This is a genomic window from Pedobacter hiemivivus, assembly GCF_004331685.1.
Lineage (GTDB): Bacteria > Bacteroidota > Bacteroidia > Sphingobacteriales > Sphingobacteriaceae > Pedobacter > Pedobacter hiemivivus.
In genome coordinates this window covers 56,828-82,342 of record NZ_SJSM01000017.1, presented here as the reverse complement: position 1 = coordinate 82,342, position 25,515 = coordinate 56,828, and the positions used below count along the sequence as shown (strand labels likewise).

The following is a 25,515-nucleotide window of genomic DNA, read 5'->3' as shown; positions in this document are numbered from 1 at the left end:
CTTTTAAATTTTTGAAAGATCTATTTTTTTGATGTTGGCATATCTTTTCAAAGCTTCCAGGTAATAATAGTCAGCATAATCCAGAGGGGTGTCGATTTCAGAATTGTAAAGGAAAGCACCTACACTATGTTTTAAGATAAATAAACCATTTGTACCTGGTTTGGCCAAATAAGCTGGCGAAGATAGGCTTTTGAGTATCGCCTCTGCATAGTCCATATATTTTTTACCATCCTTTACCTGAGTGCTTAAATCCAGTAAAGCTGATGCAATAACAGCCGCGGCTGAAGCATCTCTAGGAGCACGTTCATCGACATCAAGCGCGTTGTGCACATCAAAATCCCAAACCGGAATTTTATCCTTAGGCATACGCGGATGATTCATGATAAAAGCAGCAACCAATTCTGCCTGATCAAGGAATTTTTGATCTTTGGTGTTTTCATAACACATGGTATAGCCGTAAAGTCCCCAGGCTTGTCCACGTGCCCATGCCGATTCGTCGGTAAGGCCTTGGTGTGTCGCCTTACGTAGGATCTTTCCAGTTTCAGGATCATAATCCACTACATGGTACGAGCTATGGTCATTTCTGTAATGGTTTTTCATGGTTGTAATGGCATGGGTCCTTGCTGCCTGTGCATATTCAGGTTTGTTGAATTCTTTTGCACCCCAGTATAAATACTCAAGGTTGATCATATTATCAATGATTACCGGGAAATGCCATTGTGGGAAATCCCATGAGCGTATAGCGCTAACTTTAGGATTAAACCTGGCAAAAAGATGTTTTGCGCCATCGGCTAATGCAGGTAAATAAGTTTTATCACCAGTAATGCGATAAGCATTTCCGTATGAGCAATACAACATAAAACCTAAATCATGAGTATGTGTAAGGTAGCGGACAGAATCCAAAGCCAGGGTAAAACGTTTTGCCTTTTCTGCTAGTTTTTTGTCTCCGGTAAGCTCATAGCCATACCATAATGAACCTGGAAAAAAACCAGTGGTCCAATCTTTATAAGGAGCAAGCCTAACCGTACCATCTGGATTCACCGAACGGGGATTTTTGCCTGGTTTATAAGTTTTTGACGCTTTGTTTAATTGATAGCTAATTACATTGGTACTAGTCTTTAACCACTTTAAGGAGGTGTCTTGCTCGGATTGGGCAAAGCTGGTTAAAGCAAGGGTTGAAGCCGCTAAAAGCATGCTGAAAGTTTTTCTCATCGTTCAATCTTTTCTGATAATAGGTTTTATTGCTTGTCAGCGTGAAGGTAGGAGAGAATGTGAAAACAGACTTTCGAATATCTCCAGAAATAGTTTGAAATTGATGAATTTTAGCTGTTAGATTCGTTTTTATCAAATAATACCAGATATTACTGAGCAAATAATAAATTAAACATATAAAATCGTAATTATGAAAAAAGGAGCCTTGTTATTCGGGTTGATGTTGGCAGCAACTACAATTTTTGCTCAGGACAAACCTAAAAGTATGAAAGTACGGAGAGATTCAGTTTTTACTGTGATGAAGCTTAGTGATGAAAATAGACAAAAAATGCATGATGCGATATCAGAAAGCAGTAAAGCACAAAAGGCAATTAAAGATGATGCAACATTAACTGACGAACAAAAAAAGGAAAAAGTTACTGTAATCAGGAAAGAGATGTCTGCCAAAGAAAAAGTGATCATGACGCCTGAGCAAGCTCAAATCTGGAAAGATTTTAACATATCTATAAGAAAACCTAAGCAATAATAATCTGGTTGTCCCTGATTAAATAAATATCGTAAAAGCCGGTCCTTATCTGCAAAAATATTTCTGCAGATAAGGACCGGCTTTTATACGCTAGTCTCATCCTTTTTTTGATCTTAACCTTAGCTTAACAACCGAGCTATACCTTTGAGGCATGTATAATGCCATTGATACTGATGATAATTTACTTCTTGGTTTGCAAAAAGGAGATCAGTCGGCCTTTAAGGTTTTATATGAGCGGTATTGGAAAGAAGTGTACAATATGGTATACCGAAGGATACGTGATGAAGAGGCCACTAAAGATATTGTCCAGAATATCTTTGTAAACCTATGGACTTCAAGAAAGGCCATTACCATAGAAAGTACCCTTGCTCCGTATTTAAATACCGCCGCAAAAAACAGAACCATTAGTTTTTACAAAAAGAACCTGGCCGACTTTTCCAGGAATAGTATTTTTCAGGATGATCAACTACAACATTCCATTGAGCACAACCTGGAAGCTAACGAGCTGAAAGCATTCTTTAATAAAGAAATTGAAAATATGCCTGATACCATGCGAAAGGCATTTGTACTGAGCAGAGAGGAAAATAAGTCTATTCGTGAAATTGCTTCCGAGCTTTCGCTATCAGAGCAGACTATAAAAAACAACATTTCTCAGGCATTAGAAAGGCTCAAAAAGAAAACAAAAAGGTTTTATTCCGATCCTACAAACCTCGCCGCACTATTTACAATTGCCTTAACAAAACTTTAACCTATACATAACCCGCGCTTAAAGTACTTTTTGACTTTGGCGATGATGAGTTAGTATATGGGTAAGACAAATAGCCGCTTCAAAAAAGACATAGACCAACAGGCCATAACCTGGTTCCATCAGACAGACGACAAGATTCCCTTTGATGCTTTCGGAGATGTAGATAAAGAAAACAGGATCAAAGATGAAATCTTCGATCTGGTACGTCAGAAAATAAATCCCCATAAAAGTTTTAAGCTGTTTTTTATAAGAGCTGCGGCGGCCATATTACTTATCGCTTCAATAGGTGTTGCCTTATACCGAGCTAACGATACAGTCGGATTAAACAAAAACCAGGTCTGGATGACCTATACCAGCAAAGCTGGCGAGACAAAAACCATAACACTTACAGACCGGTCGGTTATAACTTTACGCCCCGGAACAAAGTTATACGTCCCTGCAACATTTACCACCTCTAATAAACGCATAGTGAAACTGGAAGGTGGTGAAGCTTACTTTTCAATTGCAAGAAATCCTGAACGCCCATTTATTGTTCAATCCGGACAAATTTCAACACAGGTATTAGGTACGGCATTTAACATTAAAAATAAAGCGGATTTAACTGAGGTCGAAGTGGCCGTTTCGCACGGGAAAGTGCAGGTAAATAACAAAGATCATCGTCTGGCTTATCTCAGCAAAGGGGAGCTTATCAGGTTTAATACCAAATCAGGCACCTTTAAACTGGATAGCATCAATACCAATTATGTAGCTGCATGGAACAAGTCGACTATGGACCTTGACAACGTATCCTTTAAAGAACTGGGCTATATTTTTAACAGCTGTTACGGCATTGAACTGCTAGCACCCGATGGGGGGATAGCAGAATTGAGATACACCTTCAGCATCAGCAAAACGGACAATGCCCAGCGCATCTTAAAAATCATAGCAAAAATTCACGGACTTCATACAAGAACTGAAAATGGAAAAGTAATACTGTATCGATGAAAAAGAAGCTACTGTTATTGGAATTAACAGCAGCCTCTAAATAGGATGCCTAGGGCATCACTATTAAAAAATCAATTACTCAATGTTTTAATCAAAAATAGAAAAACAAATTATATACTGATGAAAAAAATTATACATACCGTATTAAAAACATCAACTGTAATGGGCTTCTGTGTGTTATTTCTCTTTTTAACCACAAGTCAGCTTTATGCAAAAAAATTATTCAGTCTGGGTATTTTAAAACAAAGGATCTCTATTTCCTTCGATAAAGAAAATCTGGAAACCGCAATTCAGAAAATTAAAAATAAAACAGGATTAAATTTTGCCTACGATCCAGCTTCGCTTAACCTTAAAAAAGCCGAAGTTAGCAATGCAGCTTTTAGAGATGAGCCATTGGAGTATGTTCTGCACAAATTGCTAACACCATATGCCATTTCGTATCAGGAATATGAGAATTCAATTGTGCTGGCGAAAAGTAAAAACATTACTGGTGTAGTAACCGATGCCAACACAAAAGGAACAATTCCAGGGGTAAGCATTAGGGTTAAAGGCAGTACATTGGGTACCGTAACGGATAACAAAGGGCATTACCAGTTGACGGTTCCTGATGAAAATGCAGTATTGGTATTTGCTTTCGTAGGATATGCATCTAAAGAGATCACTGTTGGCGCTCGTCAAGTGGTTAATATTGCCTTGTCTGAAAACGACAATAAACTGAATGAAGTGATGGTAACTGCTTTGGGAATTACCCGTGAGGCCAAATCCATAGGTTTCTCTGCCCAAAAAGTAGATGGAAATCTGTTGCAGGAATCACATGAAACCAACCTCCTGAATACGCTTAGTGGTAGAGTAGCCGGCGTACAGATCACCAATTCATCAGGTGGGGTAGGCGCTTCGGCCAACATCCAGATCCGTGGACAAAACTTCGTAAGTGGTTACAATTATAACAACTCGCCACTTTTTGTGGTGGATGGAGTACCGGTAAGTAACAACAACGAACAATCTACCCGTGCTTATACAGGTAGACAAGATTATAACAATCCAAACTTAACGAATGGCGAGGGCGAAGTGGATTACGGTAATGCTGCCGGAGAGATTGATCCTAATGATATTGAATCCATTACCGTATTAAAAGGTCCAAATGCTGCGGCATTATACGGATCTAGAGCAGCCAACGGGGTGGTGCTCATCACTACAAAATCTGGTAAAGGCACTAAAGGCGTTGGCATCTCTTTTAACTCGCAGGCGAGCTATGAATCTCCGTTGAAATTACCTGATTATCAATATAAATATGGTCAGGGTCGCGATGGTCAGTATGCGTATGTAGACGGAATGGGCGGTGGGACCAATGATAACATTATGGAAAACTGGGGCCCTGCTATGAATGGACAACTGATTCCGCAGTTTGATTCACCAATAGATCCGATCACAGGAAAACGTATCCCTACTCCCTTTGTGGCATATCCTAATCAATTGAAAGACTTCTTTGTTACCGGACAAACTTATACGAATAACTTGTCTATTGCCTCGAGTAATGATAAATTGAATTTCCGTTTGTCGTATACCAATGCCGAACAAACCGGTATTGTAGAAAATACAGGTTTAAGTCGTAATACTTTGGGTTTAAATTCGGGTTATAACATTACCCCGAAACTGAAGGTCGATGTAAACATGAATTACATCAATACAGCCAGTGACAATAGGACCAGTTATGGTGCTAAGAATGATGATGCCATCATGAAGATTTTCTTGTACATGCCCAGAAACGTGAATGTAGAAAGTTTGAAAAATTATTGGTTGCCGGGATCTTCAAATACGATACAAAATACACCGATCTATAGTCCAAATGGTTCAAGATTGAACAACCCTTACTTTGTAGCCCATGAAAACCTGAACGGCAATAACCGCGACAGGGTATATGGCAACGTAAAGCTGAGTTACGATTTTATGCCGAATTTAAAATTGATGGTAAGGACAGGTCGCGATTTTTATAACGACAAACGTACCATGAGACATGCTACCTCTACGGCTCAATTTGTAAATGGATATTACCAGGAGGATGACGTGTATTTCCTGGAGACCAACCATGATTTTTTACTATCCTACGATACTAAATTTAGTAGCGATTTTACCTTTAATGCGAACGCGGGTGGTAACTTGCTAACCCAGAAATCTAAGCGACTGGGGGCTATTGCGGGTAGATTGGCCATTCCTAACGTATACAACTTGTCTAACAATGCCATTCCAATTGTAGCTGGTAATACTTATCAGGAAAAAAAGATCAACTCTATTTATGCGACTACGCAGTTGGGTTATAAAAACATGGTGTTTTTGGATTTAACAGGTAGAAATGACTGGTCTAGTGCTTTACCAAAAAAGAACAATTCTTATTTCTATCCATCCGCATCATTGAGTGTGGTGGCATCAGAGTTATTTAACCTGACTAGTCCGGTTGTAAGTTTTCTAAAATTAAGAGGAAGTGTATCTTCTGTACGTAGGGATTTAGAGCCTTACCAAACGGCATCAAACTTCCAGATCGCTCAGGGATGGAATGGCGAAACGGTGGCGGTTCACAACAACAATTACCCGAATGCGGATATCCGCCCGGAAAAGGTAGACTCTTATGAGTTTGGTTTCGATTCCCGCTTTTTAAATAACCGTATTGGTTTGGATGTGACTTACTACAAAAGTACCACAACTGATTTGATCATTCCTGTTACCTTAAACCCTTCGGCGGGTTACGATACGAAGCTGATGAATGTGGGTAAAATGAATAATCAGGGACTAGAGGTGATGCTGAATGCCAGCCCGGTTAAGTTAAAGGATTTTAGCTGGGATATGTCGGTTAACTTTGCCATGAATCGCAATAAAGTGATCTCTCTGGCTGAAAACATCGGGATCTCCCGCATCCGCCAGTTAGAGCGTTGGGCATCGCTTGAATTACGTACCCTAAATACCAAAGGTGACGGCTCTTTTGGCTCTTTATATGGTGATTACCTGATTTACAATAATGCAGGTTTAACGCACAAAAATGGTTTACCACAAGAAGAAAATGGCGACTGGGCTTTCATCGGTAATGTAAACCCTGATTACACCGCCGGAATTACCAATAATTTTAGGTACAAAAAACTGTCGCTAAGTGTATTGTTTAGCATGCAAAAAGGTGGCGTAGTGCACTCACGTACTTATATAGAGGGTATTAACGCAGGTAGCTTAAAAGAATCTCTGGTAAATCGCGATGCGAATGGTGCCGGAAACATGATTGGAGGTGGTACGGATATAGACACTGGCAATCCAAATAAAACCGAAGTAACGGTAAGAAACTATTGGCGTGCTTACTATAACAATGATGCCATTGCCACTTTTGATGCTTCTTATGTAAAACTAAGAGAGGTAAAGCTAAGCTATGCATTGCCAACTTCATTGTTGCGTAAAATAGCAGTAAAAACTGGTTCTATCTCTGCTGTGGGGCGTAACCTCTTGCTTTGGTCTGATGTGCCAAATATTGATCCTGAAGTTTCGGCCTATGATGGTCAGTTCCAGGGCGTAGAGGCAATGTCCCTTCCTTCGTTAAGAAGCATTGGTTTTGCGCTTAATCTTAATTTCTAATCCTTTTAAATCAAATTCTATAAACATATAGCAAATGAAGAAATTCTCGATAATAACAGGTGCTATGCTCGTATTGCTGAGCTCTTGTGGTAAGTTTGAAGAAATAAATGTGAATCCTAACAATCCGGCTACGGTTCCAGCGGAAATGCTGTTGCCTCCAATTATTGCCAGTGCAGCAAACGCGATGAGCAGTAGCGGTACACGTGCCGGGCAATATGTACAACACTTGGCCTGGCTGGGTGGCACTAGTGAAGAGGATGGCCGATACAACCTGACCGGTGCTTCTTTCCGGGAAGAATGGAATGGTCCGATGCGTTTAATTAAAGATGTGAATCAGCTGAAGGAGATTGGTGCTAAAAGCAACTTGCCTCAATACGTTGCGGTGGCTTCCATTCTTAAAGTGTATATCCTTTCCTTAATGACTGATGCCTACGGTGATATTCCTTACAATGAGGCTGGTATGGGTAATGTGAGCGGAATGGAATTTGCACACTATCAAGCGCAGCAGGAAGTGTATGGACTGATGCTAAGGGATTTGGAATCTGCGAATCAACAATTGAAAAATCTGCCTGCAGGAACTACCGTAAAACGGGATATCCTGTTTAATGGGAGTACCAACCGCTGGAGGAAATTTGCCAATTCAATAAAGTTGCGTATCCTGATGAGACAATCCGCTAAAATAGATGTTAAGGCTGCTGTAGCCGCTATATTTAACAATCCAACAGAATATCCTGTTTTTGAAGGTAATAGCGACCAGGCTACATTGATTTATAACAACGGTACAGATTTGTACTATTGGTTTATCCAGAATCCTCCGGTTGATGGTAGTGGCGTAGATTTTGGTAGCAATACCAGGGTAAGTGACGTGATGGTGAACCTATTGAAAAGCAAGAATGACCCCAGACTGACTATTTTTGCTGCACCAACCAAAAATTCTTATCTCGCTAACGTAGCTAATCCAGCCACGCCTTTGGCTTATAGAGGTCAGCGCGCTGGATTGAGTAATGCTGAGCAAAAGGCTGATTACACCAATACTGGACTGAACAAAGATGATTACTCTGTAATTGGTAAAAGAATCCGTAAAGAAAACCGTGCTTTTCTAATGACCTACACGGAACTGATGCTACTGAAAGCCGAAGCCATACAACGTAATATGGGGGTGAATGGAACAGTGGCAGAAGTTTACCTGGCAGCAGTGAAGGCTTCCCTGGAAAAATGGCCGGCATTAGGTTCAGCAACGCAATCAGAGATGCCATTTATCTCTGAAGAACAGAAAAAGGCTTATCTGGATCAGCCATCGGCAGCACTTTCTACTACAGCTCCATTACAACAAATTGCCGAGCAATTATGGATAGACACTTATCTGAATGGTTTTGAAGGATGGGCTGGATGGAGAAGATTGGGATACCCTCAATTGGTTCCTGGCCCTTCTGTCTTATCACCAATACCTGTACGTTACGTATATTCGGATAATGAGCAGAATAACCCTAACTTGATTCTTTGGGTTCAACAAAATATGGGCGGTAAAATGCCGACGCACAACACTAAAGTTTGGTTTCAGCCTTAATAGCTGATCAATAAGAACAATGAAGATGATGAACAAAAGAACGAATACGATACGGACAGCAATTTTTTGCCTGATGGTACTGGGAATGGGGACAGTTACCTATGCACAACAATATGAGGTGGGCAAAAATGCCCATTCTCATAATGATTACTTGCAAAGTCAGCCTTTTTATGCCGCACATGGCAATCATTTTGCCTCGATGGAAATCGATGTTTTTCTGGAAGGGAATGAATTGTATGTGGCGCATCACAAAAAAGATATCGACCCTAAGCATACGATAGAAAGCTTGTATATAGAACCGCTTTTGAGACAGATTAAGCTGAATGGCAACAATAAAGCGTATAAAGATGGGGGAAAATTACAGTTTATGATCGACTTAAAAACTGCTGGCCTACCTACTTTAAGATGTCTGGAGGCTAAATTAAAGCCTATTCGCGAGTATTTTGATGTGAAAAATAATCCAGATGCAATAAAGCTGGTGATTAGCGGGGCTGCACCTGCTGCAGATCAATTTAAAGATTTTGATGAGATCTTTTTCTTTGATGGGAAACGCAATACTCCGTACACGAAGGAGCAGTTGACACGGGTGGCCTTTTTTAGTGCAAGCCTTCAAGAGTTTAGCAAATGGAACGGTTTAGGTAGGATGGTAGCACCGGATTCTTTGAAAACAAAGAATTTTGTGGACTCGGTACATCGTGTTGGTAAACCGGTGCGTTTTTGGGGTAACCCAGATACAAAAACTTGCTGGCAGGCTTTTATTAAAATGGGTGTGGATTATTTGAATACAGATTCGCCAGCAGAAATGGCGAAGTTTCTGAATAATTATCCAAGTAATAATTATACTGCAACTTCAAAGCACAGCATTTACCAGCCTACTTATAAGAGTGACAACGGAAAGGTTAAGCCTAAAAACGTGATTTTGCTGATTAGCGATGGATCTGGATTCTCCTCTTTTTGGGCTGCAGCAACTGCTAATGGTGGGTATTTGAATGCAACAAATATCAAGCATGTAGGTTTTTCAAATACCTCTGCTGCGAATGATTACACTACAGACTCTGCAGCTGGCGGTAGCGCCATGTCGATAGGCGAAAAAACCAATAATCGCTATATCGGGATGGACGTTAATGGTAAGGAGGTGCCGAATTTGCCGGAGCGACTGGCTAAAATAGGTGTCCGTTCGGGCATTGTAAGTAATGACCGTGTGACCGGGGCTACACCTTCAACTTTTTTTGCGCATAGAACCGAGCGTGATCAGAGTGATAGCATCGCTGCTGATCTGAGCCGAAGCCCTGCCGCACTGGTTATTGCCGGCTACCATGATGCTTTTGGCGCGAACAATGATGCCATTTTAAACCGTGTTAAAGCAGGTGGCTTTGAAGTGTATAAAGGTGTTGGTAACCTCCCTAAAGAGGCTAAAAATAAGAAAATACTTTGTTTTGATACCGATCGCCCTGAAGAGAATTACAGGATGATTGAACATGCTTTTGATGAGAGCTTAAAACTGTTATCTAGCGACAATAAGAAAGGATTTTTTCTGATGGTTGAAGGTGCAAAGATTGACCAGGGTGGGCATAGCAATAAACTAAAGATCACCATTGATGAGTACCTGAGTTTTGACCGAGTGATCGGTAAAGCCCTACAATTTGCTGATAAAAATGGCGAAACGCTGGTTATTATCACTTCAGATCACGAAACTGGTGGCTTAATTGTATTGGATGGTAATTATAAAACGGGAACAGTGGTGAGTACCTATACTACTACTGACCATACTGGCTTGCCAGTTCCATTATTGAGCTATGGTCCTGGAGCCGATAGGTTTACCGGATTTCTGCAAAATTTCGAGATTCCTAATAAGGTTTTAGAATTGTTAAAATAAGAATTCAGGTATTACCTGTTTGCTAAAGGTGTCCAAGTATGGGCACCTTTTTTGTTTCTAACAATCATTAGGCTATCGCTATTGAATACTAATGTTATATTTCACAGCGACTTTTAAATACGGATAGGTTCTGGTTACCCGTTCGTTGCTTTTATAATTTTCCCTTAAGACAAAATATCCGGGTTCAGTGCAAAAAGAAAGATTATGGAGAAACCGATATCTCAACTCGCCAGAAAGACTTTGTAAGAAAAAGCTGGATGTATTTCCATTCCAGGTATAAAAGAACCCGTTGTTATAGGTCATGCCATAAAAGAAAATATTATTGATATTGATTTCAGCATTGGCATTAAAGCCAAACCCGGAGCAATAATCGTAGTTTCTACGGTTGAATATATACTTCTCGGGAATGGCTGCCAGCAATATTGGGCCAACACCTACGGAAGTATTCATCCTGTTTTTACGTTTTACACCAAATTCTGAGTATAAACTGAATTTAATACTTTGTCCGCTGTAAGAAAAAGCTTGATTAAAAATGTAGTCGTAATTAGCAGTCAGGACTATGATATGTCTGGAGTAGTTGCTTCTACCAACCGGCCATCCTTTGATGGAACCAAAAAGGTTGATTGAGTTTACAAAAGTGCTATCGTCTTTTCCAACCTCCGCATTAACGGTGATGGTGCTAAAGGGGATTTTATAATTCTCGAAGGGACTACCATATAATAATTTGATACGGCCATATCCTCTAAAGCGGGTATTTCGATCGTTCATGTTAAAATTCCTTAGACCTGCATCGATCTCTAAATCTATTTTTGAAGAATCCATATCCATTGGGTCTGGTATTTTCCCCCATTTTCCGTCCAGGAGTCGGTTAAATCCATTGCCTGGATTAATCAATAGGGCCATGGTTTCATTAACCTGCCTTCTGAAACCTCTACTGCGGTTATTAATTAATTTTCCCGCCAGGCGGTGAACCATTTCGCCAATAATAGCGCCACCGAAAGAGGTATTTAGGAAGTCGTTTGTTGATGGTGCCTGATTTTCTCCGAAAGTCTCCCAAATGTAACTGCCCGCAACTGTAGCTGGAATGGATTGCCAAAAGCTGTAGCCGTTAGAGCGGAAAGTATTAAAAAATATGCTGCCATGAGCGGGGTGGCTCAATTGATTGGTGGCAAATCCATCAATGTCGCATGCCCAGCTGCTGGGCCTTAAGTTATTCCCCATGCTTTTGAAGCTGATTTTAGCAAAGTCAGCATTATCTATATGTCTGTCGTAGATCCATGGTAGTACTTCTGTAGCTGAGAGTAGCAACGCGGCACGGGCAAACCTTTTTTGAACAGGGTTTTCTGTGATTGGCCCTCTGGCTAGAGAATCTCTATGATAATGTTGATTATAAAATGAAATTTGAGCAAAAATAGGGGCAGAAATACATAGAAAAATGAGGAGCAGTATCGTTTTGAAATGAAGGTTCCCTATCATGGTCAAGCAACAAGTATTGCAAAAATTGTAACACCCGAATGCGCAGTTTGTTTGTTCAATATTGGAACATCTGTGACCCTAAAATATTTTATTTCTGTAGCTGTTATAGTTTATCAAAGCTGCATAGATTTGTAAGAAACAAATAAGGAGATGATGGAAGTTATAAAAAGTACCGATCAAGATATAGACGCGATATTTGAATTGTATGATGCCGCTACGGCGTACCAAAAAGTAGTTGGATCAATCAATTGGTTGGGATTTGAAAGGGCTATGGTAGCACAGACAATCAAAGATGACCTTCAGTGGCAGATTGTTGTAGATGGGGAGATGGCCTGTGTATTTACTTTAACTTTAAGTGATCCTCTGATTTGGGAAGAAAAAGATAAAGACCCTGCAGTATATATACACCGCATTGCTACCAATCCTAAATTTAGAGGAATGCATTTTGTAAAGCATATCGTAGGATGGGTTAAAAATTATGCAGTGGAAAAGCAAAAATCCTATATCAGAATGGATACAGGAGCAGGGAATGAGAAGCTGAATAATTATTATGTGAGCTGTGGTTTCACTTACCTCGGCGTAACAAAATTAACCAATACTGTTGGTTTGCCTTTGCACTATGCGAAAGGAACATTCAGTTTATTTGAGATTAAGTTGAACTAGCGACGCTTTTTCAGAAGCTAGTCTTCGTCTTCTTCCAGATAGATTTCGTGCACTAAAAATTTTACGTGTTTTAAAGGTTCTAAAAGCTCGGTAATGTCTTCTGAATCGATATGGTAAATCGTTTCACCAGCGTCAGGGATTTCGGAGTTGGGGACTAGCTCGAAAAATTTAACGGGTAAGTCGGTCACCAGCTCAACCAATTTGATATAATCTACACCATTGTCTTTCCAATCCTTAAGGATTTGTGCGTTAAATTGGACGTAAGGATTTTTGTTTTCATCTTCCATGGTAAGTAGTAGCTGGTATTATGAATTGAAAAGTTCAATGATCTTATTGTAAGATAAGTCGGTGTAATCGTCGATGTATAAATTACAAGGAGGTAGTTCTTCTTTGGTATGAGAGCTAAGTACGCCAACCACACGCATTCCGGCATTTAAGGCCGCTGTGATACCCGAAAAGGAATCTTCAAATACCAGACATTGATCAGGAGTTACACTTAGATTTTCGGCCGACTTCAGGTATACCTCTGGATCTGGCTTGTGTTTTTTCACATCTTCGCTGGCCATGATCGAACCCAGTTTTTCGCGGATGTCAATTTTGCTCAGAATCAATTCCAGGTTGGCATAAGGAGCTGAAGTGGCTACACCTAGTTTTACACCATTTTGCTTTAAATCCGACATAAATTCCACAATCCCCGTGATTGGCTCAACATAAGGCTCGTAAATTTTGCGGAACAATCCCTCTTTTTCCTGTTCCATTTCCAATAGCTCGGCTCCGGCAACGGGACGTTTAAAAAAGTGACTTAAGATATAACTATTGCTTTTACCAAACATGTGTTCGGCAAATTCTTCATCAGTAGGCGCTAAATCTCTTGCGGCAAAAAACTCACGAAAGGCAAGGGAGTGGTAAGGATTTGTGTGGCAAATTACGCCATCCATATCAAATATAACTGCAATCTCATTGTTCATTAGGCAAATTTAACGAAGTTTCTTCGTATTGCAGCATATAAATAAAGCCAGACCATCCAGTCTGGCCTTATTTTGAACAAAACTTAGAGATGTACCATATATCTAAAGTTTTGGCTAAGATAAAATATATTCTACTAAATAAGTAGTATTTATGAAAAAAGTATACTATTTTTGTAGTCTATTACACTTATCCAGAAAGACTGAGGGAAAAGGCCCTTTGAAGTCTTGGCAACCTGTACATTACAAGGTGCTAACTCCTTCCATTTTTAATGGAAAGATAAGATCGTTTCAGCTCAATGCTATCCGGATAAGTGTTATTTATTTAAATAAAACAAGAACGGATATGAGAATCTATTTAGACAATGCAGCCACCACACCATTAAGTAAAGCAGTTTTCCAGGCCATCGAGCCTTATTTTTTTGAAAATTATGGTAATCCTTCCTCCACACATTACCTGGGGCGGCAAACACGTGCTGCCATTGCCCAGTCCCGCACGCTAATTGCTGATATTTTGAACACCAGTCCCGAGCATATTGTATTCACTTCTGGTGGAACAGAGGCCGACAATACTGCAATTTTATCAGGTATCAGGAGTAATGGGATTAAACTGGCCATCACCACACATTTTGAACATCATGCGGTATTAAAGACCTTAAAAGTATTGGAACGTAATGGGGAGATTAGGTTGGTTTATCTAAAACACGATGAAAAAGGAAACCTGTCCATTTCTCACCTTGACCAGTTGTTGGCGGCAAATGAAAGGGCTTTTGTTTCCGTAATGCATGGAAACAATGAAATTGGTAACCTCAATGCTATCGATGAAATCGCGAATGTTTGTAGCCATTATGATGCAATTTTTCATTCCGATACAGTACAAACAATGGGACAATATACCTATGATACACAAAAACTTAAAGCAGATTTTCTGGTCGGTTCAGCGCATAAGTTTCATGGCCCCAAAGGAATAGGTTTTTTGTATAAGCGGTCTAAGGACCCATTGTTATCATTTATAAATGGTGGTGCTCAGGAGCAAGGTCAGCGTAGCGGAACTGAAAATGTAGCGGGTATAGTTGGGTTGGCAAAGGCACTGGAATTGGCGCATAGCAACAGATCTTTCAATGAAAATTACATTAGCAATTTGAAGGAAAGGATGATTTATAAACTCAATAATAAAATTCCTGGGATAAAATTTAATGGAAATTGTAGGGATAAGGCCATAAGTTTATCTAATATTTTAAGTGTATCGGTTCCAGAAAACGAGGTGTCACCCTTGGTATACCTGGACCAACATCGCATTTGTGCTTCTGGAGGCAGTGCCTGCAACAGCAGGTCGGGTAAAGCTTCTCATGTGTTAAGTGCTTTGGGGTCGGAGGCAGATAGTACAACGATCAGGTTCTCATTTAGCCGTTACAATACAACAGAAGAAATAGATTATGCTGCAGATAAGCTGGCTGATCTTTTTACTAAAGAGATTGTTAATGAAATCGCTACTGTCTGGCCATAAAAAAAGGAATTAATATTATCTTTGTATACATTGCAGTTCATGAAGGAAGTATTTGCACAAAAATTGTTAAGCTAAGGAGATGGCAATTGGGTCGACTGAAAGAGACATCATTATTGCATTAAAAGCCGGTGATGAATTTGCTTTCCGCCAAATTTTTGAACTTAATTTCAAAAGACTGGCCAGTTTTTGTTTCCGATTGCTAAAAAATAAAGAGCAGGCAGAAGAGGTAGTGAATGATACCTTACTCAGTGTATGGGTAAATCGTGACAGACTAAATGAAGATTTACCCATTGCACCCTACCTATATACCATTTCCAGAAGACTTGCACTTAACGTATTGCAGAAAATTGCAGTTTCCCAGAAAGCAATTGACCAGTTATGGTTGAACATGGAAAAGGTAAGCAATGATACTGAAGAAGCAGTTTTGCTAGTAGATCTGCAGCGTTTTACAGAGGCCGCCCTGATCCATTTACCGCCCCAGCAGCAACTGATCTTTAGAATGAGTAGATATGAGGGATTAAATTATGATGAAATTGCAGCAAAGCTTAATCTTTCCCGTAATACAGTTAAAAACCATCTTGTAGCAGCATTAAAGACGCTTAAGACACATTTCAACCAATCAGATGTAGCTTATTTTTTGCTCCTGACAGCAGGCTTGTTCAAACGTTAAAAATATTTATTTTCATATCGACTAGTCCTAATTTCGTTTTGCCCTGTAATGCCTAATATAACCCCAATGTAAAGGGAGTGTGAAAAATGGCGGACAAGCAACGTATAATAAATTTACTTCAGCAATTTGCAGATGGAAACATCAGCCAATCGGAGTATGCAGAATTGATTGGTTTTTTTAACCTTAGAGGTCGCGATGAGGATCTTTTTGCTGCAATGGATGGTATCTGGGACAATACCCGTCCAGAGGAAAATTATACAGCCGAAGAAATAGGTTCTTTTTATCAAAACCTCGTCAGCACACCACAATTTAAAGCAGCAAGAAAATCGACAGTAAAAACAATACTATGGCCACGGTTTGCCGTTGCCGCCAGTTTAATAATTGCTTTGTCGGCAGGTATATATTATTTTAATGCGAGTTATTTTGCCAATACACCTTCACGTATAGCCAATACTTCAAAAGACATCCTCCCCGGAAAAAATAGAGCTGTGCTAACACTCGCAAATGGGGAAACACTCCAGCTTAGCGACAATAAAGCCGGTGTAGTCATTGATGCAAGAAAATTAACCTATAACGATGGTACCGATGTAGCTTCTTCAAAACAAGCCCAGGTTGGTAACGGAATTGCCCCAGATAATGAGGTGAAATTAAGTACGCCAAGGGGCGGGACTTATCAGGTGGAATTACCGGATGGGACCAGGGTATGGCTAAATGCCGCTTCATCTCTAAAATTTCCTGTTCAGTTTGGTAAAAAAGAACGTAGGGTATTATTGAATGGAGAAGCGTATTTTGAGGTGGCTAAAAATAAGCAGCATCCTTTTGTAGTAGAAACAAGCAAGCAGGAAGTTAAGGTTCTCGGTACGCATTTTAACATTACAGGTTATGCAGATGATGCAGCTACTAAAACGACACTTTTGGAAGGTGCTGTTCGCGTTACTGACCTTATGGGCAACAGCAGTATTAAGGATGTCGTATTAAATCCCGGACAACAGTCTGTTGTTGCAGGTAAACAATTGAAGGTTTTTGAAGTGGATACTGAAGAAGCCGTAGCCTGGAAAAACGGCACCTTTATTTTTACTGGTCAGACGCTGAAAGAGATCATGAAGCAGGTAGAGCGCTGGTATGATGTAGAAGTGGTGTTTGAAAATAATGAACTTAAAACGCAGGCTTTCAGAGGTACAGTGTCCAGGTTTAAAAATATATCCCAATTGTTAGAAGTATTAGAATCAACAGGATCAGTTCACTTTAAAGTTGAAGGAAGGAGGGTAATCGCTATGCTATAATTTGACTATACTATAGTGAATGCCATAAAAAACCGGGAATGCGGCAAACATCCCCGGCAATAAGTGGTATTCAGATGAGACATATTCACATATAACAACTAAACCACTAAACAACAAATGTAATGAAATTTAAGGATCCAAACAGATCTGGGCATTTTGCCTATATAAATAATTCAGTACTCCGTATTATGAAGCTAATCCTACTTATCATGACCACCTTCTTGCTACAGGTTAGTGCTTCTACCTTCGCACAAAGGATAACTTTTAATAAAAAAGAGGCTTCATTGAAGCAATTGTTCCTGGAAGTGAAGAAGCAGACCGGTTACAATATATTTTGGGAAGAGGGGAAGGTTAACGACAGACAACTAATAGATGCTTCATTCAAGAACACACCATTGGAAGTCGTACTGGATAAAGTATTAACACCACAAAAATTAACTTATAAACTGGTCAATAAAACCATTGTTGTTAAGAAAAAAGAGCCACTATTTTTTGACAAAGTTACCAGCTTTTTTGCGACTGTAAATGTGACAGGTAAAGTTATAGATGCAGAAACCGGTAATGGCATCCCTAAAGTTACCGTTAAGCTTAAAAACTCTAACCGCATGGTTGTCGCCAATGAGCAGGGAACTTTTATGTTTTATGGCCTTAATGATGACGATATATTAATCATATCTGCTGTCGGCTATCTTGCGCAGGAGATGAAAGCTAAAGACGGTATGGTCGTTAAGCTGCTTGCAGCTACTAAAGTTCTGGAAGATGTAATTGTATCTACAGGTTATCAGCAGCTAAAGCAAAAAACTACAACAGGTTCATATTCAGTAATAACGGCTAAAGAAATTGAAGAAACACCAAGTGTAAACTTAATGGAGCGCCTGGAAGGAAAAGTACCAGGTGTAAAGTTTGATCTTAGAAACAATTCAATTCAGATCAGAGGAGTAAGCTCTTATAATGGACGTCCACCGCTGCTTGTTATAGATGGCTTTGTCGCACTAAATCAAAATTTAACCAATATTACATCTGGCACCTTAGATGGAAATCCAAAAAATTCAACCCAGCCAGAAACTTCCGGTAATGCGATCATCAGTACATTTAATCCTTCAGATATAGAGAGCATTACTTTCCTTAAAGATGCTGCAGCAACAGCTATCTGGGGTGCTAATGCCGCAAATGGTGTTATTGTTGTAACAACCAAAAGAGGTAAAAAGGGAACTTCATCTATTAATTTTAGCACGACATTCAGTACCTCGGCACCTGCTAATTTTAAGAACATGACCTCGATGACAAATCAGCAGTATATTGATTTTGAACAGGAACTATTTGATAAAAAATTTATTCTAAATCCTGCATCAGACTGGCGACAGGCACCTGTTTCTGAGGCTCAGCAATTGATGTTTGATGCGAAAAGCGGGAAGATTACAGCTGCTCAAAAAGACGCAGCCTTAAACGTGCTGGCAAATCGTTCAAATACAGATCAGTTAAAAGAGTATTTGCTTCAAAGAGCAGTCTCACAACAACACAATTTATCTTTTTCGGGAGGGGCTGAAAACAGTTCTTATTATGTCTCTGGGAATTATACCAAAGATCAACCCGTATTTAGGAAAAACAGTGGAGAAAGTTATTCTGTACTCACCAATTTAACTAACGATTTCTTAAATAAGCGACTTTCATTGAGTACAGGATTAAACTATACTTATGCTAAATCGACTGTAAATAGTGCTGCAATACAGGCCTTAAGTGTTGGTCGGTATGGAATGGCGCCTTACCAGATGTTGGTTGATGACGAGGGCAATAGAATAGGTAGTTATGTAACTGTTAAAAAAAATACGGCAGATAGTTTGATCCGGATCAATAAGCATCTGCCCTGGACATATAATCCTATTGACGAGTTAAATTACAACAACACAATTACTGAAAGAAACTCCATAAGGGTAAATGCCGCGATCAAGGGTAAAATCACAAATTGGTTAAATTTATCAGTATCAGGACAGCTTCAGAAATCATTAAATGACCAGGTTTTAATTCAAAACTTAGACAGTTATTTAGGTCGTGAATTGTATAATCTTGGAACGGTGCCTGTAAATGGGAAATTGGTTTCTGGCTTTCCTAAAGGTGGCATTTACAAAAGTACCCGAAGTAACAGCAATGCTTATGGCTTGAGGGCTCAACTAGATATTGATAAAAACTGGAATGATGTTCATAGGTTTAATATGGTTGTGGGTACAGAGATCAGTCAGAATAAAGGCACTGGTTCAGGACAAACATTATATGGTTATAATGAAGATGTTTCTTCTGCTGTAAATGTTAACACGACAAGTACCGGTAATTATGCTACTATTTATGGTCAGGGGCAAGGACGTTTTCCATTTACAAATTCTAGTATCTTTCGAAATACCACCCGTAACCTTTCTCATTACAGCAGTGCAGGATATTCCTATTTGAATAAATATTTTGCAACTGCCAGTGTACGTTTTGATGACATTAACTTATTAGGGGTAGACAGGAGAGATAGAGCTACTCCATTATGGTCTGGAGGTTTACGCTGGGATATAAAGAAAGAAAGCTTTATGGATAAGATTGAATGGATCAATTCATTAAGTATCCGTGCTACACTAGGAACAGCTGGAAATCCACCTTTAACCTCAGCTAATTTTTCAACTATCGCAGGTATCGGACAACTTGATGGGTATACCCAATTGCCTTTTGTTTATATAAACTCGCCTGCAAATCAGGATATTGGCTGGGAAACAACGAAGACGACAAATTTAGGAATAGATGCTGGTTTGTTCAACAACCGTTTAAGTGTTGGCGTTGACATTTATCGTAAGCGCAGTTATGACATTATTATGTCCTTGCCGCTCAATTCTACTTATGGTTATTCCTCATTGTCTTATAATGCAGGAGATTTAGAAGGACATGGTGTAGAGTTAAATATATCAGGGGATGCCGTGAGGACAAAAGATTGGAACTGGTCTTCAAATTTCAATCTTTCTTACAATACCAATAAGGTTACAGATTCACGTTTTCCGAATAGATTGGCTAACGGCGGAGTTTCAGCTATTATTACAGGCTTACCAGTGGATAATTTCTTTGTTTATCGTTGGGCTGGATTGGACGATAAAGGTCAGTCGCAAATCTATAACGCAAGCGGAAAAAAGATCTCATCCAAAGATCAAACCTACACTGTGGCTCCTGAAGATCTTGTTAATAAAGGGAGAACAACGGCACCATATTTTGGCGGTTTAGGTACTACGGTTAGCTATAAAAACTTAAGTCTTTCCGTAAGGGCTACTTATTATCTGGGACATATCTTTTTATTGCAAACGATCAATCAACAGTTCTATCCGGTGGACAACGAATTTAGTCCGGCGCAATTTTCAGGACTGCTGGCCAACAATACCAGGTTAACGAACCGGTGGAGGAAAGCGGGTGATGAGGCGACCACTGACATTCCCGGAATAACAGGTTCAAGTATAACCAGCATCAGCAGGTTTATGAATTCTGATCTGAATGTAAGGGATGCAGGTAATATCAGGCTACAACAGATTACGCTTAGCTACCGGGTACCTGGAAGTTTATTAAAAAGAACACATTTTATTAAGAGCATAGATTGCGGTTTAACGGTTAGTAACCTTGGTCTTTTATGGGTGGCGAATAAAGAAGGAATAGATCCGGAATATCAAATGACCAACGCCTATAATAATCTGCCTCCCACAAAAAATTATGTGTTTAACCTAAGACTATCACTTTAATTCGTCCCACAATGAAGAAAATATTATATACACTGATCTGCGGTACTGTATTGTGCTGTGCTGCCTGCCGCAAATATGTAGAAATTCCACCTGAGAATTTGAAAGTGTTATCAGCTACTTCAGACTACCAGGCTTTACTTAACTATGGTATTACTTTTGAAGTTTCTTATTCTAGTCCTGTGCTTTCAAGCGACGATATGGGAACAGATGAGGTAGTCTGGCAAAATCCTTTAAATGTGTTGAGCGCAAATGCCTATACCTGGGCAGATAGAATGTATGAAGCGGCTGCAGAAGATAATGAATGGAGCAAGTTCTATAACACAATTTTCAACTGTAATGTTGTAATCAATGGTGTAATGGATAGCCAAGGGGGTACTGATCAGCAAAAAAGAAGGGCATTGGCGGAAGCTTTGGTACATAGAGCATATAGTTATTTTACGCTGGTTAATATGTATGCAAAACAGTATGACCCCGCAACTGCGGCTACTGATCCAGGTTTGCCTTTGGTGCTTACGCCGAGGTTTACAACCGACTTAACCAGGGTAAGTGTGCAAAAGATCTATAATCAGATTAAAGCTGATCTGAATGCAGCTTTGCCGGATTTAGCTGATAGAGCAGACTTTATCACAAATCCTTCAAAAACCGCTGTATATGCCTTGCTGGCACGTACGTATTTAAATACAAGGGAGTTTTCTGAGGCACAACGCAATAGTGAACTGGCATTATCACTTCAAAATACATTAATTGACCTTAAAGCGTATACTGCGCCAAATGTGACATTCCCAAACAGGTTAACGAATCCTGAGGAAATATTTTTTAAGCGTACCGCATCATACTTACCAAATGTGCCTATAAATGCAAATACAATCAGCATTTATGATCTTAATGACCTGCGGTATCAGTTGTATACTGCCGATCGTACTAAATCAAATGCTCCTTTCAATAACCGTGTTTTTTATAAACACAGGTTAAGTGTAGATGGCGCATATGTTGGCCCTAGTGTACCCGAAATGATGTTGATTAAAGCAGAGTGCGAAGCACGTGCAGACAAACCGGATGCGGCGATTAACACGTTAAATGAATTACGCAAAAAGCGTTTTGATGATGCTCATTATGTAGGCTTAACTGCCAGTACAGGTAACGAAGCTTTGCACCGTGTAATTGATGAAAGAACGAGAGAGTTTATAGGACGAGGTTTCCGCTGGTTTGATCAGAGACGTTTAAGACAGGACCCTGGATTTATAACCACGGTGACCAGAGTTTTTAAAGATGTTACTTATACACTTACACCTGAAAGCAATAGATATACCTACCGTATTGCAGAAAAATACATTCAATTAAACCCCGAAATCGTACAGAATCCGAGATAAATACATCGGCCCAAACGATCCTTTTACTGGTATTAAAACAAACAAAAAATATGAACGAACCCATCGTAAGTGTTAGAGGTCTGTCCCATCGTTATAGTGTACAGTGGGCAGTACGCGATATTAATTTCGAACTTACAAAAAATGGAATTTATGGACTGCTCGGCGCTAATGGCGCCGGCAAGTCCACAATCATGAATGTGATGTGTGGTGTGATCAAGCAATCACACGGGGACATTGTGATCAAGGGAATTAACCTTGGTGAGCATCCTGAAAAAGCGAAACGTAATATTGGCTTTTTGCCACAGCAGCCACCTTTACAGAACGATCTTACGGTCGAAGAATTTTTAATCCATAGTGCCAATATCAGGCTTATGGAATCAAAAAAGGTAAAAGCAGCAGTGTCCGAAGTAATGAGCAAATGCGGTATTAGCCATTTCAACAAACGCTTAATCCGGAACCTATCCGGCGGATACCAGCAAAGGGTAGGGATAGCACAGGCAATCATCCATAAACCCGACTTTGTGGTGCTTGATGAGCCTACCAACGGATTAGACCCTAACCAGATTCTGGAAGTACGGGGGCTGATCAAAGAGATTGCTGAAGAAAGAACAGTAGTCCTCTCGACCCACATCCTACAGGAAGTACAAGCGCTTTGCGACCACATTTGGATGATCAATGAAGGAAGTATGATTTTTTCCGGATCACTGGCAGAATTTGACAATTACATTGTACCAAATACACTGGTGGTATCACTGGTGGCAAGTCCTACAGTAGAAGAGTTGCTTGCCATACCTGGAATAGAAGGTGTGGAGGAACTTGGGGGAATCAGGTATCGTTTACGTTTTACAGATGCGCAGGATGTAATCGAGCGACTTGTAGAAACAAGTGTAGCCAGAAACTGGCGCCTGATAGAAGTAGCATTGGAGAAAAATTCACTGGAAACTGTTTTCGCGGAATTAAGCAAGAAAAAATTAAAATAACGCAAACAGATTTCGCTCATATTAAAAAAAAATGAAAACAATATATAAAATAGCAAGAACAGAACTTCAGGTACTGTTTTACTCTCCTGTTGCCTGGCTAATCCTGGTGATATTTAGTTTCCAGGTATGCATGGGATTTACAGGGACCTACGATTTTCTGGTTAGGCTACAATCTATTAATACGCCGTTAAGCAGTGTCACCATTAATACATTTGGAGGCTGGGCAGGTGTATTTACCAAAGTACAATCTTATTTGTACCTCTATATGCCGCTGTTAACCATGGGAATCATGAGCAGGGAGCTCAGCAGCGGATCCATTAAACTGTTTTACTCTTCACCAGTTACAAACACACAAATCATTTTAGGTAAATACCTTTCGTTAATGATCTTTGGTTTGGTGCTGATTGGTGTTCTAGGGATACTGGCCATCTTCTCTATTTTTACTGTAGATAATGTGGATATCCCCTATTTATTAACCGGCTTATTGGGTTTATACCTGCTTACTTGTGCCTATGCGGCAATTGGTCTTTTTATGTCATCCTTAACTTCTTATAGCGTAGTTGCAGCCTTAGGTACCCTTTGTATTTTTGCTTTGCTTGGTTATGTAAAAGATGTAGGGCAGAGTATTGAATTTGTACGTGATGTAACTTATTGGCTGGCCATAACCGGGCGCAGCAGCACCTTTATTTCTGGTATGATCACCAGCGAAGATGTACTGTATTTTATCATCGTAATTGTGCTCTTCTTAGGCTTTACCATCATCAAATTGCATGCAAGTAGGCAAAAAACATCCTGGATGTTGACCCTGGCCAAATACGCAGGGGTATTTTTTATGGCCATGTTTATTGGTTATTTAAGTGCAATGCCATCGCTTAAAGTATATTATGATGCGACACGCACCAAAGAGAATACCTTAACAAAAAGCAGTCAGGAAGTAATGGCCAAATTAACCGGTGGTTTTAGCATCCATACCTATAGCAATATGCTTGATCCTACCGGCTATACCGCTCTTCCCATCTCCTATAAAAATGATGTAGAAAATTTCGAACAATACATCAGGTTTAAACCGGATATCAAGATGGATTATAAGTATTATCATCATCATTCAGAAAATCCACAGCTGGATAGGATGTATCCGAAATTGAATGATGCCCAGCGATTGGATACCCTGATTAAATTTAACCAATGGAACTTTGAGATTAGCCCATACTCGGCTATTAGTGGTAAAGTAAATCTTGAACCAGAAAATTTCCGTTTTGTAAGGGTATTAGAACGTGAAAACGGACAAAAAACATTTCTCCGTTTATATGATGACATGCGTCGTCAACCATCAGAAGCTGAGATTACTGCTGCAATAAAAAGACTGGTAATGGACTTGCCAAAGGTAGGTTTTTTGACCGGGCACGGTGAACGTGAAAGTAATGGAAAGACTGACCGTGGCTATAATATGGTAGCACAGGAGAAAACCTTTCGCTATTCGATGATTAACCAAGGGTTTGATTTCGCAGAGATTAAATTAGATAAACCTGTGTCTGATAATATTCGTATCCTGGTCATTGCCGAGCCTAAACTAGTTTTAACAGCAGAAGAGCAGAAAAACTTAAACCAATATATTGCGCATGGAGGTAACCTGTTAATCGCTGGAGAACCGGGCAGACAAACACAGATGAATGCCATTACAGAACAGTTGGGCGTACAGTTTCTCCCAGGCAGATTGGTAAGTCCGAATCCTAAATTAGCTTCAGATCTCCTGGTCTCAAAAATTACAAAAGAAGCTGCTGATTTTTCTTTTTATCTGGAAAATTCGAAGAAAAGAGAAGAAGTAATCACCATGCCTTCTACTTCGGCACTTGCTTATACCAGCGACAAAGGATTTAATGTGATTCCTTTATTACGTACGGATTCTACAGGAAGTTGGAACGAAGTGGAAACCACGGATTTTATTGATCAGAAAGAAAAGTTAAATCCTGCAGCTGGGGAGGTAGAACAATCTTATCCAACAGTGCTGGCATTATCCAGAAAAGTTAATGGTAAAGACCAGCGGATTTTAATTACAGGTGATGCTGATTGGTTAAGTAACGGCGAGCTCGGAATGAAGCGTAATGAAGTACAGGCGGCAAACTTCTTATTGGTAGCAGGTTCATTCTTTTGGCTGTCGAACGGTGAAGTGCCGATAGATATGCGCCGTGATACGCCTTCGGATCGTTCCCTGAGTATTGGCACGAAAGGATGGGCATTCTTTGGTGTTTTCTTTAAATGGGGATTCCCGGCGTTGCTTATTGCTGCGGGACTGGTCATTTTGATCCGCAGAAGAGGAAGATAGTTAA

General features: G+C 39.8%; 18 protein-coding genes and 1 riboswitch. Of the genes, 14 read left to right on the top strand and 4 right to left on the bottom strand.

From position 1 onward, the window contains the following. Positions 1-3: 3 nt before the first annotated feature. Entirely contained in the window at positions 4-1,212 is a 1,209-nt protein-coding gene (locus EZ444_RS20570) for a glycoside hydrolase family 88 protein (RefSeq protein ID WP_131611033.1), read from the bottom strand. Positions 1,213-1,402: 190 nt separating this feature from the next. Here EZ444_RS20570 and EZ444_RS20565 point away from each other — a divergent pair, with 190 nt between their 5' ends. The 6 genes from EZ444_RS20565 to EZ444_RS20540 all read left to right on the top strand — a co-directional run bounded on the left by EZ444_RS20565 (position 1,403) and on the right by EZ444_RS20540 (position 10,522). Continuing rightward, a complete protein-coding gene (locus tag EZ444_RS20565) occupies positions 1,403-1,738 on the top strand; it encodes a hypothetical protein (protein WP_131611032.1) in 336 nt (111 codons plus the stop codon). 151 nt (positions 1,739-1,889) lie between these two features. Continuing rightward, positions 1,890-2,486: an RNA polymerase sigma factor gene (locus tag EZ444_RS20560; RefSeq protein WP_131611031.1), complete on the top strand. Its 597-nt coding sequence runs from the start codon at positions 1,890-1,892 to the stop codon at positions 2,484-2,486. A 57-nt stretch (positions 2,487-2,543) separates the two neighbouring features. Then, a complete protein-coding gene (locus tag EZ444_RS20555) occupies positions 2,544-3,470 on the top strand; it encodes a FecR family protein (RefSeq protein WP_131611030.1) in 927 nt (308 codons plus the stop codon). A 120-nt stretch (positions 3,471-3,590) separates the two neighbouring features. After that, on the top strand, positions 3,591-7,079 hold the full coding sequence (locus EZ444_RS20550) for a SusC/RagA family TonB-linked outer membrane protein (RefSeq protein ID WP_225874789.1): 3,489 nt from the start codon (positions 3,591-3,593) through the stop codon (positions 7,077-7,079). A 34-nt stretch (positions 7,080-7,113) separates the two neighbouring features. Continuing rightward, positions 7,114-8,646, top strand: coding sequence for a SusD/RagB family nutrient-binding outer membrane lipoprotein (locus EZ444_RS20545; protein WP_131611029.1), 1,533 nt, complete (start codon positions 7,114-7,116; stop codon positions 8,644-8,646). A 25-nt stretch (positions 8,647-8,671) separates the two neighbouring features. After that, positions 8,672-10,522 (top strand): alkaline phosphatase, encoded by a 1,851-nt coding sequence (locus EZ444_RS20540; RefSeq protein ID WP_225874788.1) that lies wholly within the window; start codon positions 8,672-8,674, stop codon positions 10,520-10,522. Positions 10,523-10,600: 78 nt separating this feature from the next. Here the strand turns inward: EZ444_RS20540 and EZ444_RS20535 are convergent, their stop codons facing one another. Next, positions 10,601-11,998 carry a DUF3943 domain-containing protein gene (locus EZ444_RS20535; protein WP_131611028.1) on the bottom strand — a complete coding sequence of 466 codons (1,398 nt, stop codon included), beginning with the start codon at positions 11,996-11,998 and terminating at the stop codon, positions 10,601-10,603. A 150-nt stretch (positions 11,999-12,148) separates the two neighbouring features. Between EZ444_RS20535 and EZ444_RS20530 the strand changes: the two genes are divergently transcribed. Further along, the gene (locus EZ444_RS20530; RefSeq protein WP_205945313.1) at positions 12,149-12,661 is read left to right on the top strand and encodes a GNAT family N-acetyltransferase; all 513 of its coding nucleotides are present in this window, start codon (positions 12,149-12,151) and stop codon (positions 12,659-12,661) included. A 17-nt stretch (positions 12,662-12,678) separates the two neighbouring features. Here the strand turns inward: EZ444_RS20530 and EZ444_RS20525 are convergent, their stop codons facing one another. Beyond that, positions 12,679-12,948, bottom strand: coding sequence for a hypothetical protein (locus EZ444_RS20525; RefSeq protein ID WP_131611027.1), 270 nt, complete (start codon positions 12,946-12,948; stop codon positions 12,679-12,681). 18 nt (positions 12,949-12,966) lie between these two features. Further along, positions 12,967-13,629: an HAD family hydrolase gene (locus EZ444_RS20520; RefSeq protein WP_131611026.1), complete on the bottom strand. Its 663-nt coding sequence runs from the start codon at positions 13,627-13,629 to the stop codon at positions 12,967-12,969. Positions 13,630-13,813: 184 nt separating this feature from the next. Continuing rightward, positions 13,814-13,913, top strand: a riboswitch (SAM riboswitch). A 59-nt stretch (positions 13,914-13,972) separates the two neighbouring features. Here EZ444_RS20520 and EZ444_RS20515 point away from each other — a divergent pair. The 7 genes from EZ444_RS20515 to EZ444_RS20485 all read left to right on the top strand — a co-directional run bounded on the left by EZ444_RS20515 (position 13,973) and on the right by EZ444_RS20485 (position 25,511). Beyond that, the gene (locus EZ444_RS20515; protein WP_131611025.1) at positions 13,973-15,133 is read left to right on the top strand and encodes a cysteine desulfurase family protein; all 1,161 of its coding nucleotides are present in this window, start codon (positions 13,973-13,975) and stop codon (positions 15,131-15,133) included. Positions 15,134-15,212: 79 nt separating this feature from the next. Then, complete coding sequence (locus EZ444_RS20510; protein ID WP_131611024.1) at positions 15,213-15,803, top strand: RNA polymerase sigma factor; 591 nt, start codon at positions 15,213-15,215, stop codon at positions 15,801-15,803. Positions 15,804-15,889: 86 nt separating this feature from the next. Beyond that, positions 15,890-17,086, top strand: a complete 1,197-nt coding sequence (locus EZ444_RS20505) for a FecR family protein (protein ID WP_131611023.1) — start codon at positions 15,890-15,892, stop codon at positions 17,084-17,086. Between the two features lie 122 nt (positions 17,087-17,208). After that, positions 17,209-20,838 (top strand): SusC/RagA family TonB-linked outer membrane protein, encoded by a 3,630-nt coding sequence (locus EZ444_RS20500; RefSeq protein ID WP_131611022.1) that lies wholly within the window; start codon positions 17,209-17,211, stop codon positions 20,836-20,838. Positions 20,839-20,849: 11 nt separating this feature from the next. Next, positions 20,850-22,208 carry a RagB/SusD family nutrient uptake outer membrane protein gene (locus tag EZ444_RS20495; RefSeq protein WP_131611021.1) on the top strand — a complete coding sequence of 453 codons (1,359 nt, stop codon included), beginning with the start codon at positions 20,850-20,852 and terminating at the stop codon, positions 22,206-22,208. Positions 22,209-22,258: 50 nt separating this feature from the next. Further along, positions 22,259-23,188 (top strand): ABC transporter ATP-binding protein, encoded by a 930-nt coding sequence (locus EZ444_RS20490; RefSeq protein WP_131611020.1) that lies wholly within the window; start codon positions 22,259-22,261, stop codon positions 23,186-23,188. A 31-nt stretch (positions 23,189-23,219) separates the two neighbouring features. Beyond that, entirely contained in the window at positions 23,220-25,511 is a 2,292-nt protein-coding gene (locus EZ444_RS20485; RefSeq protein WP_131611019.1) for a Gldg family protein, read from the top strand. The last annotated feature ends 4 nt before the right edge of the window (positions 25,512-25,515 follow it).